Source organism: Amycolatopsis sp. NBC_00345 (genome assembly GCF_036116635.1).
GTDB lineage: Bacteria > Actinomycetota > Actinomycetes > Mycobacteriales > Pseudonocardiaceae > Amycolatopsis.
The window spans coordinates 1,563,048-1,577,990 of sequence record NZ_CP107995.1 but is presented as its reverse complement, the minus strand read 5'-3'; the positions used below and the strand labels follow the sequence as shown (position 1 = coordinate 1,577,990).

Annotated in this window: 9 protein-coding genes; 3 read left to right on the top strand and 6 right to left on the bottom strand. The window is 72.9% G+C overall.

From position 1 onward, the window contains the following. The first annotated feature begins 95 nt into the window (after positions 1 to 95). A complete protein-coding gene (locus OG943_RS07160; protein ID WP_328608893.1) occupies positions 96 to 1,307 on the top strand; it encodes a GNAT family N-acetyltransferase in 1,212 nt (403 codons plus the stop codon). 20 nt (positions 1,308 to 1,327) lie between these two features. Here the strand turns inward: OG943_RS07160 and OG943_RS07155 are convergent, their stop codons facing one another. The 6 genes from OG943_RS07155 to OG943_RS07130 form a co-directional block, all read right to left on the bottom strand. Next, positions 1,328 to 1,747: an acyl-CoA thioesterase gene (locus tag OG943_RS07155; RefSeq protein ID WP_328608892.1), complete on the bottom strand. Its 420-nt coding sequence runs from the start codon at positions 1,745 to 1,747 to the stop codon at positions 1,328 to 1,330. 10 nt (positions 1,748 to 1,757) lie between these two features. Then, positions 1,758 to 7,181, bottom strand: a complete 5,424-nt coding sequence (locus OG943_RS07150) for an SDR family NAD(P)-dependent oxidoreductase (protein ID WP_328608891.1) — start codon at positions 7,179 to 7,181, stop codon at positions 1,758 to 1,760. Continuing rightward, complete coding sequence (locus OG943_RS07145; protein WP_328608890.1) at positions 7,178 to 8,128, bottom strand: enediyne biosynthesis protein UnbU; 951 nt, start codon at positions 8,126 to 8,128, stop codon at positions 7,178 to 7,180. The genes OG943_RS07150 and OG943_RS07145 overlap by 4 nt, the downstream gene beginning before the upstream one ends. Next, a complete protein-coding gene (locus tag OG943_RS07140; protein WP_328608889.1) occupies positions 8,125 to 10,011 on the bottom strand; it encodes an FG-GAP repeat domain-containing protein in 1,887 nt (628 codons plus the stop codon). Before OG943_RS07140 ends, OG943_RS07145 begins: the two co-directional genes overlap by 4 nt. 55 nt (positions 10,012 to 10,066) lie before the next feature. Beyond that, positions 10,067 to 11,020, bottom strand: coding sequence for a DUF1702 family protein (locus OG943_RS07135; RefSeq protein ID WP_328612022.1), 954 nt, complete (start codon positions 11,018 to 11,020; stop codon positions 10,067 to 10,069). A 240-nt stretch (positions 11,021 to 11,260) separates the two neighbouring features. Next, positions 11,261 to 11,911 carry a winged helix-turn-helix transcriptional regulator gene (locus tag OG943_RS07130; protein ID WP_328608888.1) on the bottom strand — a complete coding sequence of 217 codons (651 nt, stop codon included), beginning with the start codon at positions 11,909 to 11,911 and terminating at the stop codon, positions 11,261 to 11,263. 168 nt (positions 11,912 to 12,079) lie between these two features. Between OG943_RS07130 and OG943_RS07125 the strand changes: the two genes are divergently transcribed. Beyond that, positions 12,080 to 13,570, top strand: a complete 1,491-nt coding sequence (locus OG943_RS07125; RefSeq protein WP_328608887.1) for a TldD/PmbA family protein — start codon at positions 12,080 to 12,082, stop codon at positions 13,568 to 13,570. Next, complete coding sequence (locus tag OG943_RS07120; RefSeq protein ID WP_328608886.1) at positions 13,567 to 14,943, top strand: metallopeptidase TldD-related protein; 1,377 nt, start codon at positions 13,567 to 13,569, stop codon at positions 14,941 to 14,943. The genes OG943_RS07125 and OG943_RS07120 overlap by 4 nt, the downstream gene beginning before the upstream one ends.

The window sequence follows — 14,943 nt, the reverse complement described above, 5'->3', positions numbered from 1 at the left end:
ACGACCGAAAGTAGGCGGACACGGGCTGCAGCCGATGTGCTCGTAGAAACCCTGTCCGCCGTGGCTGCCGTCGGATTAGTAACGAAGGGCACAGTATGAAGATCCGTGCCACGACCGATCAGGACCTCGACGTCTTCGTCGACACCGTCCATACCGCGTTCGGGCGCTTCCCGGAAACCCCGGTCGACGGCGGCGGGCTCTGGTGGTCGGCGATCGAGCTGGACCGTTGCCTGCTCGCCACGACGGACGACGGGCGGCCCGTCGGCACCGCCGCCGCGCACTCCTTCGAGCTGACCCTGCCCGGGGAAGTCCTCGTCCCGGCCGCCGGAGTGACCGCCGTCGGCGTCCTGCCCACGCACCGGCGCCAGGGCGTGTTGAACGAGATGATGCGGCATCAGTTCACCGAACTGCGCGCCCGAGGCGAGATCCTCGCTGTGCTGCTGGCTACCGAAGCCCCGATCTACGGCCGGTTCGGCTACGGGCCGGCGACCTACACTCAGCGGCTGACGGTGCCGCGTCACCAGGCCACCTTCGCCGTCCCCCGGGCGCACGGCCCTTCGGACACCGGCTCGATCGAGCTGCTGCGGCGGGCCGAGTGCGGCGAAATCCTGGAACAGGTCTACGACCGGTATCGCCGCGCCCAGCCCGGCGCGCTGTCCCGGCCGCACCGCTGGTGGGCATTGGGCGCGGGACAGGCCCCGATCACCCCGGCGCCGCGCTACATCGCCGTCCACCGTGACGCTGACGGGATCCCGGACGGGTACGCCAGCTACTCGCTCAACGAGTCCGGGACCTTGACGGTCGACGAAACCATCACCACCGAAGACGCCGTTTTCACCGCACTGGCCCGGTTCCTGCTCGCACACGACCTGGTCACCCGGATCGTGTTCAAGCACCTCCCGCCGGAGAACCCGCTGCCCTGGCAGCTCGCCGACTTCCGCGCCGGCGAGCTGGGCGACGACGGCGACTGGCTCTGGGTGCGGCTGCTGGACGTCCCGCGGGCCCTGACCACGCGTGGCTGGTTCACCGACGGCGAACTCGTCCTCGACGTCGATGACCCGTTCCTCGGCGAGCACAACCGCTACCTCCTGACCGTCCGGGACGGCAAGGCCGGCTGCGTCCCGACGGGCCGGGAGCCCGACCTGTCCCTGGACGTGCGCGACCTGGGCTCGGTCTACCTCGGCGGCACCGCGCCGAGCACTCTCGTGCGCGCCGGGCACATCCAGGCCCATCACCCGGACGCGGGTGGTCGCGCCGACGCCCTCTTCCGCACCGAGCGCACCCCGCACTGCCTGCACTGGTTCTGATCGCGCCACTGGCCGCCGCGTCAGGCGAAGGACATCACGGCCCGGGCCAGGTCGGCCGGGATCTCCGTCGGCACCACGTGATCGCCTTCCCGGGCGACACAGGCGACGGTCTGCCGTCCTCGCGCGGCGAGCGTGCCCCGGCGGTGGTAGTCGAAGTCCATCTCGATCCGGTTGCCCGAGGCCGCGCGCAGGGTCATCGCGACCTCGACCTCGTCGAGGGCGAAGCATTCGGCGTAGAAGTCGACGCCGCAGGACACCGTCACCATGGCGAACCGCCCCGCCTTGAGCGACGCCAGCACGCCGGGCGCGTGCTCGGCGAGGAACAGCTCCCGGCAGTGCCCCTGCCAGTGCAGGTAGTGGGCGAAGTACACGTTCCCGACGAGGTTCGTCTCGTCGAGCGTGACCACGTGGTGGTAGCGGAATGCCTTGACGCTCCTCATGTCGCCGCCCTCATGTCGCCGCCGGGACGGCCAGCGCGACCGGGTGCCCGGCCCCTTCGACGGCGACGTCGGCGGTGACCACCCGCCGCGAGCCGTAGCGCGCGAGCACGATGCCGTCTTCGGTCGTGCACTCGACCTCTCTCGGCTCGGCCGGCGAACCCAGCACGCGGGCCTCGGCCTCGGCCCGCCAGTCCCCGGCGCTGAGGTCCGCAGGCTGGTCGCCACCGGTCCTCAGCTCGGGCGCGTCCGCCACGCCCGACTCGATCAGCCGGCGCGTCAGCCACGGCCCGACCAGCCTCGTGGGCAGGCCGCCGGGCCACGGGCGCGCCCCGCCCGCGTGCAGCCGCAGGCCGTCCCAGCGGGCCACCGGGGCGCCGCCGGCGCTCACCAGGTCGACGTCGAACTCGAAGTCGTCGGCCGTGTGCGCGCGTTCGCGGGCCAGCACCCGCAACGGTCCCCGCGGGTGCCGCCACACGGTCAGCCGGTCCGCGCCACCCGGCAGGGCCCACCGGTGCGGCATGCACGCGAGCAGCGCGTGCAGCGTGGCGTCGTGCGCGGCCGGGTCGCCCAGCTCCAGGTTTCCGCTGTGGAACTGGGAAAACCACGACTCCGCCGCCCCTTCGGACAGCCAGGCTTCGACGGTGAACGCGGTCAGCTCGTCGTAGCAGGTCACCCGGCGGAACCGTCCACTGTGGAAGAACAGCCGGCCGTACCACGGATACGGCTCGCGGACCGCCGGCGCCTCGGCCGGCTCGAACGTCCCGTCGGGCTCGGCCGCGGCCGAGATCCGCGCGGAGAACCGGTCGTCGACGGCACCGGACTCCCGCAGCACGGCGTCGACCCCGTCGGCCCCGGCCAGTGCCACGAGCCGGATGCCGCGGCCGTCCGGCTCCTCGACCGTGACCGGGGCGCGGAACCGCACCTCGGAAAGGTCGAGCGGCAGCGAAGGGGCGCCCGCCAGCCGCGCCGCCTGCACCATCGCCTCCAGGCCGAGCACCCCCGGCAGCACCTCCACGCCGTCGATGACGTGGTCGCCGAGCCACGGGTCGGTGCCCGCCGAAAGACTCGCGTCGACCACCGCCTCCACCCCGGGCAGGTGCACCAGGACGCGCTCGGTGAACCGTCCCCACGGGCCGCCCGCGCCGTCCAGCCGCAGGGTCGGCGTCGCGGGGAAACGCGAAGACACCAGCGCGGTGACCGGCGCCGTGGGATCGCCGAGCAGGTCCAGCAGCGCCGCGGTGCCCAGCTCCGGGTCCACCGGCTCCACCCCGAGGCCGCGCAGCCGGTCGAGCACCCCCATGCGCTCGCCCATCCCCGCGCCGGACCAGACCGACCACTCCAGGACGTGAGCCCGGCACAACGGATGCGCCGCCGCCCACTGTTCCAGGTCGACGCGCAGCCAGTCGTTCGCGACGCAGTACTCGGCCTGCCCGGCCAGGCCCTGCCGGCCGATGATCGAGCCGAACCCGAGCACGAGCCGGAGGTCTTCACCCGCCGCCACGAGCACGTTCGCCAGGCCGGTCACCTTGGGCGCCAGGGTCGCGGCCAGCGAGCTGCCGGTGATCTCGGCGATCCGCCGTGGCTGGTTCACCCCGGCACCGTGCAGCAGCCCGCGGATCGGGCCCCGCGTCTCGACCAGCTTCCGCACGGCCTCGGCGTCGGTGACGTCGCACCGCGCGTAGCCGACCTCGCTGATCCGGCCGCGCAGCTCCTCCAGCCGGGCGGCGAGCGCCGGATCGTCCGGCGGCGTCCGTCCGGCGAACAGCAGCCGGCACCCGGTGCGCTCGGCCAGCGCGACCGCCGTGTGGGCGGTGATCCCGTGCACGCCACCGGTGACGAGGCAGAGGTCGCCGTGACGAAGGGCGTCCGGGACTCCCCCCTCGCCGGGCACACGAAGCCGCACCGAGACTTGCTCATAACCGCCGGCTGTCGCCCGCAGCTCGCGGTAACCCGCCTCCGGCAACAAGGCCGACAGGTCGTCGGGCTCCGCCGCCGCATCGGCCAGGTCCACCACGGCGCAACGCTCCGTGCCGAGCTCGGTGACCACGCTCCGCGCGATCCCGGCGGCGGCCGGATGCCGGTGGTGCAGCAGCACAAGCCGTTCCGGCCGGTTCGCGTCGAGCCCGGTCAGCAGGGCGGCCAGCTCCTCCGGCCCGTCCGTCCCGGCCAGCCGGACGACCTCGGCCTTCTCGTCCACTGTGGATGATTCCGGGAAGAACGGCACCCAGCACGGGACGAACGACCGCACCCACGGCGCCACTCCCGGCACCTCGGCGAGATCGGTGTCCCCGGCCACCGGGAGCTGCCCGATCAGCTCGGCCGCCGCCGACACGGTGGCCTGCGCGATGGGCACCGGGCTGTCCGGCGGCCGGCGGCCAAGCGCCCGGGCCGCCGAGAACACCGTCTCGGTCACCTGGAGCGAATTCAGGTGCAGGTCGCCGAGCAGGGAACTGTCGGGCCGGATCGATTCCGGGGCGAGTTCGAGCTTCTCGGCCAGGTGCGCGATCAGCAGCTCGAGCGGCGTCCCCGCCTGGACGTCGAGCACGGGCTCCGGCACGGCAGCCGAAGCGGCCGGCGGCCTCCTCGCCGGGACCACTGTGGACGGATCCGCCTGGCTCTCGCAGGGATTCGGCACGAAACCGGGCACGGCGTCGGCGGGCAGCGTCCGGAACCCGCGGCCGCTGAACCACGGCGTCAGGTCCGCGGCGCCGACGGCGGCCAGCGCGGCGGTCGCGAACGCGTGCCGGGCCGGGTCACCGCCCGCGTCCAGCGTCACCGTGGGCAGCGGGGAACCGTTGGCCTGGACCAGCCCGCTGAGAATGGCCCCCGGCCCGGCCTCGACCAGCAGGTCGCAGCGTCGGCCCAGCTCCGCCAGCGCGTCGGCGAACAACACCGGCGCGGTCAGCTGGTCGACCAGCAGCGCCCGCAACTCGTCCGGGCCGCCGGAAAACTCCTTGCCGGTCACGGTGGACAGCACGGTACGCCGCGGCGAGGTCAGCGGAAGGCGGGCGACCAACGCGCGGAACGGCTCGATCGCCGGGCGCATCGCCTCGCTGTGGAACCCGTGCGAGACGGCGAGCAGGCTCGCCGGTATCCCGGCTTCCCGGGCCCGCTCGACCACGGCGCGCAACTGCGCGCGCTCACCGGCGACGACGGTGGAATCCGGCGCGTTGTGCCCGGCGATCTCCACTGTGTTATCGACAAGAGTGTTATCGACAAGAGTGTTTCCGACAAGAGTGCTGCCAGCAACAGTGTCGCCGGCAAGCGTGGCCTCGGCGAGCAGCTCGCGCGTCTGTTCGGCGCCGCAGCCCAGACCGGCCATGCCGGTGTCCGACTTACCCAGGCGGGCCATGATCTCGCCGCGGCCGACGGCCAGCGCGAGTACTTCGTCCGGCGCGAGGGCGCCGGCCCAGCCGAGCGCGGTCAGCTCGCCCAGGCTGTGCCCGCACGCCGCCGCCGCGACCGTGCCGAGTTCGTCGAGCCAGGCCAGCGCGGCCAGCGACTGCCGGACGATGGCCGGCTGCGCGATCGCCGTGTCCACGACGTCCTCCCCTGCGGGCAGGACGTTCGGCCCTGCCCCCAGGTTCGACACTGCCGCTGGGACCGACCCTGTCTCCGGGACCGGCCCTACCTCCGGCACGCCCAATTCCCTGGCCCACCAAGGAAGTTCCCGTCGCACCGGCGCGGCCTGCCCCGGCAGGAGCAGGCCGATCCGCGGTGCCGGCCCGGAGCCCAGTGCGAACCCGCCGGCCTCGTCGAGCACCGTCCCGGTCATCCGGCCGGCCGCCGCCGCGGCGCGGCCCGCCGCCGCGGCCAGACCGTCCGGAGTGGACACCACCAGCGCGGCCCGGAAACACCGGTCCCCGGCACCGTCGCGCCACGCCGTGCCGGCCAGGTCGCCGACCTCGGCGACGCTCAGCGCGCGGGCACTGCGTTCGAGGTCACGCAGCCGGCCGGTGAGCGCATCCGCGCTGTCGGCCCCCACCAGCACGATCTCGTCCGACGGGCCGCGCCGGGCCCAGCGCCGCACGCTCGCGCCCAGCCGGGACCGCGCCGGTCCCGGAACGCCTTCGAGCACCACGTGCGCGTTGATCCCGCCGAAGCCCATCGACGACACCGACGCCCGCGGCACCTGGGCGGTCCAGGGCTCCGCCTCGGCGAGGATCCGCAACGGCGCGTCCTTGCGGCGCAGCAACGCGTGCGGCCGCTCGCAGCCGGTCGTCGGCGGCAGCACCCGGTGGTGGACGGCCAGCACCGCCTTGATCAGCCCCGCCACCCCCGCCGCGGCCTTGGTGTGCCCGATGTTCGCCTTGACCGAACCCAGCGCCGCCGACGGGGCGCCCGCGCGCAGCTCGCCCTGCGCCGCCAGCTCGACCTCGTCCCCCACCGCGGTCCCGGTGCCGTGTCCTTCGACCAGCTCCACCGTTTCCGGGCCCACGCCCGCCTGGGCGTAGGCCCGGCGCATGGCCAGTATCTGCCCGCGCTGCTCGGGGCGGGTCAGCCCGCCCGCTCCGTCCGAAGAGGACGCCCAGCCGATCAGGCTCGCGTAGCCGCGCCGTCCCGCTCGCTCGGCGTCCTCGGCCCGCATCAGCGCGACGACCCCGCAGCCCTCACCCGGCAGGAACCCGGTGGGCCGCTCGTCGTAGACCCGCATCTCATCGGCGGCGAGCGCGCCCAGCCGGGAGAACCCGACCAGCTCGAACGGGTCGAGGGACATGTCGACCCCACCGGCGAGCACGAGGTCCAGCTCGCCCGCGGCCAGCGCCCGGCAGCCGGTCATCACCGCGAGCAGGCTGGACGAGCAGGCACCGTCCACTGTGTACCCGGTGCCGTGCAGGTCGAAGTGGTTGCAGATCCGCCCGGCGATGGTGTTCGCGAGCGAGCCGGCCAGCGTCTCGTCGCCCGGCACCGGGAACGGCTCCTTGACCAGGGCCTCCATCCGGCCCAGCACCTCACCGGCCAGCTCTTCGCCGATCCCGGCGCCGGACAGCGCGTTCGCCGCGGCGCCGGCGATGAAGGGCCAGCGCGTCCGCAGCGTGGCCGCGCGGGTGAACTCCCCGGCGAGCGAGTTGCCCATGACCACCCCGACCGCGTCCCGGTCCAGCCCCTCGGCCTCCGGGTACCCGGCGTCGGCCAGCGCGTCCGCGGCCGTCTCCAGGGCGAGCCAGTGGGTGTGGTCGGCCGCCCGGTGCAGCGGGCCGGGAATGCCGAACCGGGCCCGGTCGAACGTCCAGTCCCGCAGCACCGCGGCGTGGGTGGCCACGACCGAGTCCGGGTCCGCCGCGCCGCCCTGGTACCGCGCGGACAGGCGGGCGCCGGGGATCCGGCGGAACGCCTTCCGCCGGGCCAGCACGTTCTGCCACAGCTGGGTCGCCGACGTCGCGTCCGGGTACCGGCAGGCCAGCCCGACCACGGCGATCCGGCCGCTGTTCACGCTGCCTCCGCCGCAGAGCGCACCCGCGTCCGGCGTTCCGCCACGACCAGCACGAACCACCGCAGCACGCAGGTGATGACCAGGGCGAAGAACAGGCCGAACACGACCCCGCAGACCACGAGCACGCCGTAGACCAGCGCGGTGGTCAGGCCGAACACGACCTGCTGGCGCGGTTTCACCGGCGTGGTGCCGGGGTCGGTGATCATGTAGTTCGTGTAGAGCACGAACGCGACGCCGGTCATCGGCACCAGCGCGGCGATCAGCGCCTCGTCGAGGATCAGCCACCGCAGCACGGCCTGGAGCACGAACCCGCCGGCCCAGCCCAGGATCAGCGGCACCTTGCGGGTGAGGCCCGCGTTGAGCATCGTGCCGAGCATCAGGATGCCGAGCGGCACCAGCCAGTCGATCGCCCCGGTCGGGTTGTTCGTGAAGTGGTACGGCGGCGCGATCCCCACCCACGGGAACAGCAGCAGGGTGACCACGATGCCGGTGTTCGACGGGTTGAGCACGTGCCGCAGCCGGCCGCGGACGCGCACCCGCACGAGGTACTTCGCCGCGTGGGCGACGAGCACCGCGAACAGGTACGGCCACACCGACGAGTTCCCGTAGAGCAGCATCGCGCACGCCAGCGCGGTGATGTGGGCGGGCAGCAGGAACGTCATCATCGCGCGGGGGCCGCCGGCGTACTCCGGCGTCCGGTCCCGGGCCCAGCTGTCGAGCCACTCCAGCGCGATCGCCACCACGTAACTGGTCAGCACGGCCGCGACCGGGGTGATCGGCGCCTGCTCGAACCCGAGCACCAGGTGCCCGGCGATGGTGAAGACGGTGATCGACATCGCGAAGCGCTGCAGGGCCTTGACCCGGAGGTCGACCGGCGGCTTCACCGCCGGGGGCGAAGCCGGGCCGTCCGGCGGCGCCAGTGGCGCGCGGCGTTCCGTCGTGGTCATCTCGCTACCACCGTTCCGTCCGGGTTGAGGAGCAGGGTGTGGTGTCCGGGCGTGACCTGGACGTCGGCGCTGACCAGGCGGCCCTCGGCCAGCCAGGTCACGGTCGCGGTCGCCGCCGCGCCGGGCAGCGCCAGGTGCACCTCGGCGGCGGACACTCCCGCGTGCCCGTTGGCCGGGTACAGCTGGGTCTTCTGCGGCCGGTCCGTGTGCAGCACGACCTGCGCGCCGATCGCGGCCCGCTCGCCGCCGGCCGCGCCGGGCTCGACCAGGCGCAGGTCGACGCCGGGGGCGGCGACCGGGGAGGTGTTGCGGAGCAGGTACGAGTCGTTCCACTGGTTGGCGACCAGCGCGTCGAGCCGCCCGTCCCCGTCGACGTCGCCGAACGCCAGCCCCCGCGAGGTCCACACGTCGGCGATGTTCAGCTCGGGCGCGAGGTCCGCGTACCGGCCGGTCGCGGAATCCTTGACGTAGAAGGGATTGTGCTGCTGCCCGGACAGGTCGTCGCCGAGCTGGAACTTCGGCCACGCCTGGGGGTAGCGCAGCAGCTGGTCGTTGCCCATCGCCAGCTCCTGCAGCTCCGGCCACCGGTCCCTGGTCCCCTTCAGGAACCCGACCGCCTGCATCAGCTGGTCGTTGCCGGAGTTGTCGAAGTCGCCGGCCTTGATGTCCCAGGCCCAGCCCGACCGGGCCAGCCCGAGGTCCTCGCTGCGCTCGGTGTAGGGCAGCTTCCCGGAGCCGATCTCCTGCGCGGCCCCCGTGGGGACGAACGCGAAATTGCTTTCCTGCAAGGCGAAGGGCGTCGTGATGTTGCTGACCGCGATCATCGGCAGCCCGGCGCCGCTCGGATAGGTGAACGTCACCCCCATGCCCTTGAACGAGTCGTGCCCGAGTACTTCCGACCGCGGGGTCGTCGCGTCACGCGTGCCGACGATCTCGTCCAGGCGCACCCGGCCGGGCGTGGAGTGGTTCAGCAGCAGCTGATCGGGGCCGAAGTCGTTGGCCACGTAGATGTCCGGCCGGCCCGACCCGGTCAGGTCCTGCATCCCCAGCGCGAGGGTCCACGACTGCGCGGAGTCTTCGGGGATGGCCGAGCTGACGTCGGTGAGATTCGGCGGGGCGCCACGGACCCCGGTCGGCGCGGTCAGGTAGAGCCGGTTGGTCCCGCCGTTGCGCGCCTTGCCCATGGAGTCCTGCATCTGCATCCGGCCGTCCGCGGTCGCCGCCGGGTCGAGCACCTGCGCGCCGTCGGGGAAGTAGTTGCCCACCATGATGTCCACGTGGCCATCGCCGTCGATGTCGGCGACGTTGACGACACTGCTGTTCCAGACCTGCATCGGCTGGACCAGCTCCGCCGGGCGGAACGCGGCCGCGGCCGGCGGGCCGCCCTGGTTCAGGAACAGCACCGGCGAACGGCCCCAGTAGTAGACGATGAAGTCCTGCAGCCCGTCTTCGTTGAGGTCCGCGGGGACGCAGCCCATCGGCGCCATCGTCCGGTCGTAGCGCAACCCGTTCGGGAACAACGGGAAACGCGGGTACTGCGGGCCGCCGGCGCCGGGCACCGGCAGCACGGTCACCGAGTCGTCGCGCGGGTCCACCAGGCAGGCGTCGGCCGAGCGGCCCAGCCCGCGCACGTCGGCGAGCGCCACGGCCGCCCCCACCGCCGAGATCCACGCTTGGAGGTTCTTCAGCGCCGGCTCCACTTCACGCTCGCGCCGCGCCTCCGGTGGTGCCGAATTGAGCGCGATCTTGTGGAAGGAAAACCCCCGCGCGAGCGTCGCGGAATCGGCCGCGCTCAACCCCGGGCGGACAGTGAACACCCCCGCCACGACGCACAAGGCCAGCGCGACAACGATCGGCACGGCTCGCCGAAGAGGAATACGCATAAGTACAACCCTTACCGTCAGCGATTGCGGGCTCCGGGCCGGGCGGCGCGGTCTATCAGAGGCGCCCGGCCCGCGCCCGCAACCTGGACTTCCATTCCAGATAAGCACTCACGTCAATAGCTCCGGTGAGGCCTTCGGCCGCGGTTTCGGTCCAAGACGCCACGGTATCCGGGTCCGCGGTGAACAAATACCGACAAGCGACCTCGGTAAACCGCGGAACTACACCCGAACGGGTGCGGGCAGCGATGGCGAACATCGCCCCCTGCGCGAAATACGCACTGTGCGCGCCGCTCGCCGTAATGAGCGCGTCAAATGCACGGTCATCCGCACAGCCGGCGTAGCAGGACGCCAGTCCGACCCCGGCCCACAGGTGCGGCCGGGCCGGCGCCGCGGCCGACCCGATCACCCCCGCCACCCCGGCCGGGTCCGCCGACTCGGCGAACCACAGGGCCCGGCCACAACCGGCCAAGGTGGACTCCCGGACCGGATTCATCCGCCGGGCCGCCATCTTCCGCAAGGTCGGGAGCCCGCCGAAGAAGGCCCGGGAAAACCCCGCGCCGTCCAGCGCGAGCCAGCGCAGCAACGGGGTTCGCGGCAGCCGGACCGGCAGGGGCGCCCCGAACAGGGCCGACCCCCAGCCGTAGCCGACATGGACCAGATGGACGTATCCCGCCCCCGGCCCGTCGAGCAGGATGTCCAGCGCGCCACCACTTCGCCGGCGTCCGAAATCCCTTATCGCCGCGAACATTCCCGCCGCTTCGTAGGCGAAACCCCTTTCTTCGGCGGAAACCGCAGCCAGCGCGGGATGTGGATCGCGCCAATTACGGACAGCCAGGTTGAAACCGCCGAGAAACGTGCGCGCATGCAGTTCCAGCACTTTCCGCGCGTCCGGGCGATCAAGCCGGAAACCTCGCCGGCCGAAGTCGGCCATCGACATCGGCAGCCTGAACAGAGAACTCGGCTCCGCGATCCCGGACGGGGCCGCGGAGCCCGGCACTTCGTGAGTCATGCGAACGCTCCCATGGCCGACCGGTGCATGGACCATCCGACAGGCCAATGGCCGGGGCGGGCACGAAGTGCCGGCGGCCCGGCCACCTAGGCCAGAAGTTCACAACTTGAAATTCAAGCAATCCCGCTGAGTAAAGAGAAAATTACCACTGCCCGGCGAGAGTGAAAACCCCCCTCACCCGTCTGCGAGTTGCGATCACCCGAAGCGACGGATCGTGAGGAAAGGCCTACGTGCCAAGGTTCAGGAGCCGAGCCCGAGCAGATCACCGCACCGCGCGACGGCCTCCGGGTCACCGATCATCTTCAGCCGTTCGCTCAGCACGGCGCGGAACGGACTGATCGCGCCGGAACCGATTTCGACGAACGTGCGCGCGTCCGTGACGAGGTGCAGGACCGGTTCCACGGCCGGGCCGCGGCCGACCCGCGCCCGCCCGGCTTCGATCGCGATGTGGAAGACCTGATCGTCCACATGGAACTCGTAGTTCTCGTCGACCGTGAGCACCGCGTCCGGCCGCATCAGCGCCTGTACGGCCAGAACTGCCCAATCGGCCCTGGTCTCGCCGCCAGCGTTGGGCTCGGCGTACGCGAGCCCCCAGCGGGCCAGCTCCAGCACCGGCTCCCGCAGCGACTCGCCGGCGGGGGTCAGCTCGTAGGCCTTCCCGCGCCGGTCGCCCTCGACCACCGAGCGGGCGATGACTCCATTTTTCGTCAGTGCGCGCAGCCGGTCGGTCAGCAGGTTCGGGCCGAGGCCGGGCAGGTTCTCCGCCAGCTCGGAGAACCGCCGGGGGCCGAGCAGCAGCTCGCGCACGATGAGCAGCGTCCACCGCTCGCCGAGCAGATCGAGCGCGGTGGCGAAACCGCAGAACTGACCGTAATTGCGGCGTTCTGCCATGCTCACTGCCTCCTCGAACCGCTAGGGACCTCCCTGACCCAGAGTAACACGACACCACTGAACGGATGATGTCTTTCACCGGCTCCGCTGACGGTTCACCACGCCCTGCCACCGCCGGCGAGCGCGTCGGCAACCGACCGTATTGCTTAAATGACGTATAGTTCACTAATGACCGAGACGCTCTCCGGGGTCGATCCCGCGTTCACCGCGCTCCCCCTCGACCGGTTGGCCGCCGCGGCCCTCGACCGGGCCCGGCGGCGGGGCGTCCGGTCCGCGTCCTGCCGGGTCGTCCGGGTGCGCACCGCCGCCTCGATCACCCACGACGGCGCTCTCCAAGGCAGCACGGACACCACCGACACCGGTTTGGCGGTCCGGCTGGAATCAGCCGGCGTCCACGGTTTCGCCGCGACGGCCGTGCTGACCCCCGAGGCAGCGGCGTCCACTGTGGACAACGCGATCGCGGTGGCCGCGGCCGCCGCCTCGCTCCGCCCGGCGCCCGCGCCGCCGCCGGCCGGGGAACCGGTGCATCGCGGGCAGTGGAGCAGCCCGTACCGGATCGACCCGTTCTCGGTGCCGGCGGCCGACCGCGCGGCGAAGCTGACGGAGTGGAGCGCCCGGCTCGCCCAGGCACCGCAGGTCAGCCTGGTGCTCGCCAAGGTGGTCTTCACGCGGGAGAACCGGTTCTACGCCGACCTGGCCGGCACCACCACGCTCCAGCAGCGCGTCCGCATTCACCCGCTGGTCGTCGCGGCCGGCGACGGGGTCAGCCTCCGCACCCAGGGGCCGCCGACCGCGCGCGGCTGGGAGTACCTGGAGGGCGAGGGCTGGGACTGGGAGGCGGAACTCGACGCGATGCCGGCGCTGCTCACCGGGAAACGGCTGGCGAAGCCGGTCGAACCCGGGCACTACACCCTGGTGGTCGATCCCTCGCAGCTGTGGCTGACCATCCACGAGTCGGTCGGCCACGCGACCGAGCTGGACCGGGCGCTCGGGCACGAAACGGCGTACGCGGGCACCACTTTCGTCACCCCGGACCAGCTCGGTTCACTGCGCTACGGCTCGGCGCTGATGAACGTCGACGCCGACCGCACCGCGCCGCACGGCCTGGCCACCATCGGTTTCGACGACGAAGGCGTCGCCGCGCAGCAGTGGCCGCTGATCGAGCGGGGCGTGCTGACCGGCTTCCAGACCGACCGGGCCGGCGCGGCGTTCCTCGGCGCCCGCCGTTCCACCGGCTGCTCCCACGCGGAGTCCGCCCTGCACGTCCCGATCCAGCGGTTGCCCAACGTGTCACTGCGGGCCGCCCCGGACGGCCCCGGCACGACCCGGCTGATCGAAGAGGCGGGCGAGGGCATCTACTTGACCGGCTCGGACAGCTTCTCCATCGACGCGCGGCGCGAGGACTTCCAGTTCTCGGCCCAGCGCGCCTACCGGATCCATCGCGGAAAGCTGGCCGGGCAGCTCTCCGGCGTCGCCTACCAGGGCCGGACCCGGCAGTTCTGGGGTGCGCTCGCCGCGCTCGGCGGGCCGGACACCTACCGGACGTTCGGCGCCGACCTGTGCGGCAAGGGCCAGCCGGTGCAGGCCGCCGCGACCAGTCACGGCAGCCCGGCCGCGACGTTCGACGGCATCCGCGTGACGAACACGGCGGCGCGATGACCACCACCATGGACAACGCGGCCTGGGCGGCGGAGCGCGCGGTCGAGCTGTGCCCGGCGGACGGCGGCTGCGTCGCGGTGGCCGACGAGTCCTCGGCCGTCCACCTCCGGTGGGCCGCGAACGCCCCGACCACCAGCGGCGCCACCACCGGCCGCCGGCTCACCGTCGCGGCGATGACGGACGGGGCCACCGGCGTCGCCGCCTGGCACGGGGACTGGGACGAGGATTCCGTGGCCGCGCTGGTCACGGCGGCCACCGAGACCGCGCGCCGGGCCGAACCGTCGCCGGACGCCTCGCCGCTGGTACCGCCGTGGGACCCGGCGTCGGACAGCGAGGAACGCGGTGTGGCCCCGTCCGCCGGTCTCGATGCCCTGCTTCCCGGGCTGGCGACGGCGTTCGAGCGAGCCCGCCGCGGCGGCCGCCTGCTGTACGGCTACGCCGAGCACCAGGTCCGCACCAGCTGCGTCGCGTCATCGACGGGCCTGCGGCTGCGCCACGTCCAGCCGAGCGGCGTGCTCGACCTGACCGCCAGGCGCGCCGGCCACCCGGCCTCGGCGTGGGCGGGTTCCGGCGCACCGGAGCCGGGCGACCCGGTGGCGATGGCCGGACGGCTCGACGAACGGCTCGACCGGCCCGTCCGCTCCGCGCAACTCCCACCGGGCCGGTACGAAGTGCTCCTCCCGCCGTCGGGCACGGCCGATTTGATGCTGCACCTGTACGAGGCGCTCGCCGCCTGGGCCGCCCACCGCGGCCAGTCGGTGTTCAGCGGGCCGGACGGCCGCACCCGCCTCGGCGAGCGGCTGAGCGAAGTCGCGCTGACGCTGTACAGCGACCCGGCCGAACCCGGCCTCGAGTGCACGCCCTTCACCATCGCCCGCGCTTCGACCGCCGCCACCTCGGTTTTCGACAACGGCCTCCCGCTCACGCGGACGGACTGGATCACCGGCGGGGTGCTCACCGCGCTGACCCGGACCCGCGCCTCGGCCGCGGCCCACGGGCTCCCGTGCACTCCCGAAATCGGCAACCTCGTCCTGCGCGGCGAGGACCGCGGCCGCACCCTGGCGGAGATGGTCGCGGGCACCGAGCGCGGGCTGCTGCTGACCTCGCTGTGGTATCTGCGCGACGTGGACCCCCGCGCCCTGCTGCTCACCGGCGTCACCCGGGACGGCGTCTACCTGGTCGAGCACGGGGAGGTGACCGCCGCGGTGCCGGACTTCCGGTTCAACGAGAGCCCGGTCGCGCTGCTGGGCCGGGTGACCGAGGCCGGCCGCACCGAGCCCGCGCTGCCGCGGGAGTGGGGCGAGTGGCCCGTCCGGACGGCCATGCCGGCCCTGCGGATCAGCGACTTCGGCGTCGCGGACCCCGCCTCGTGA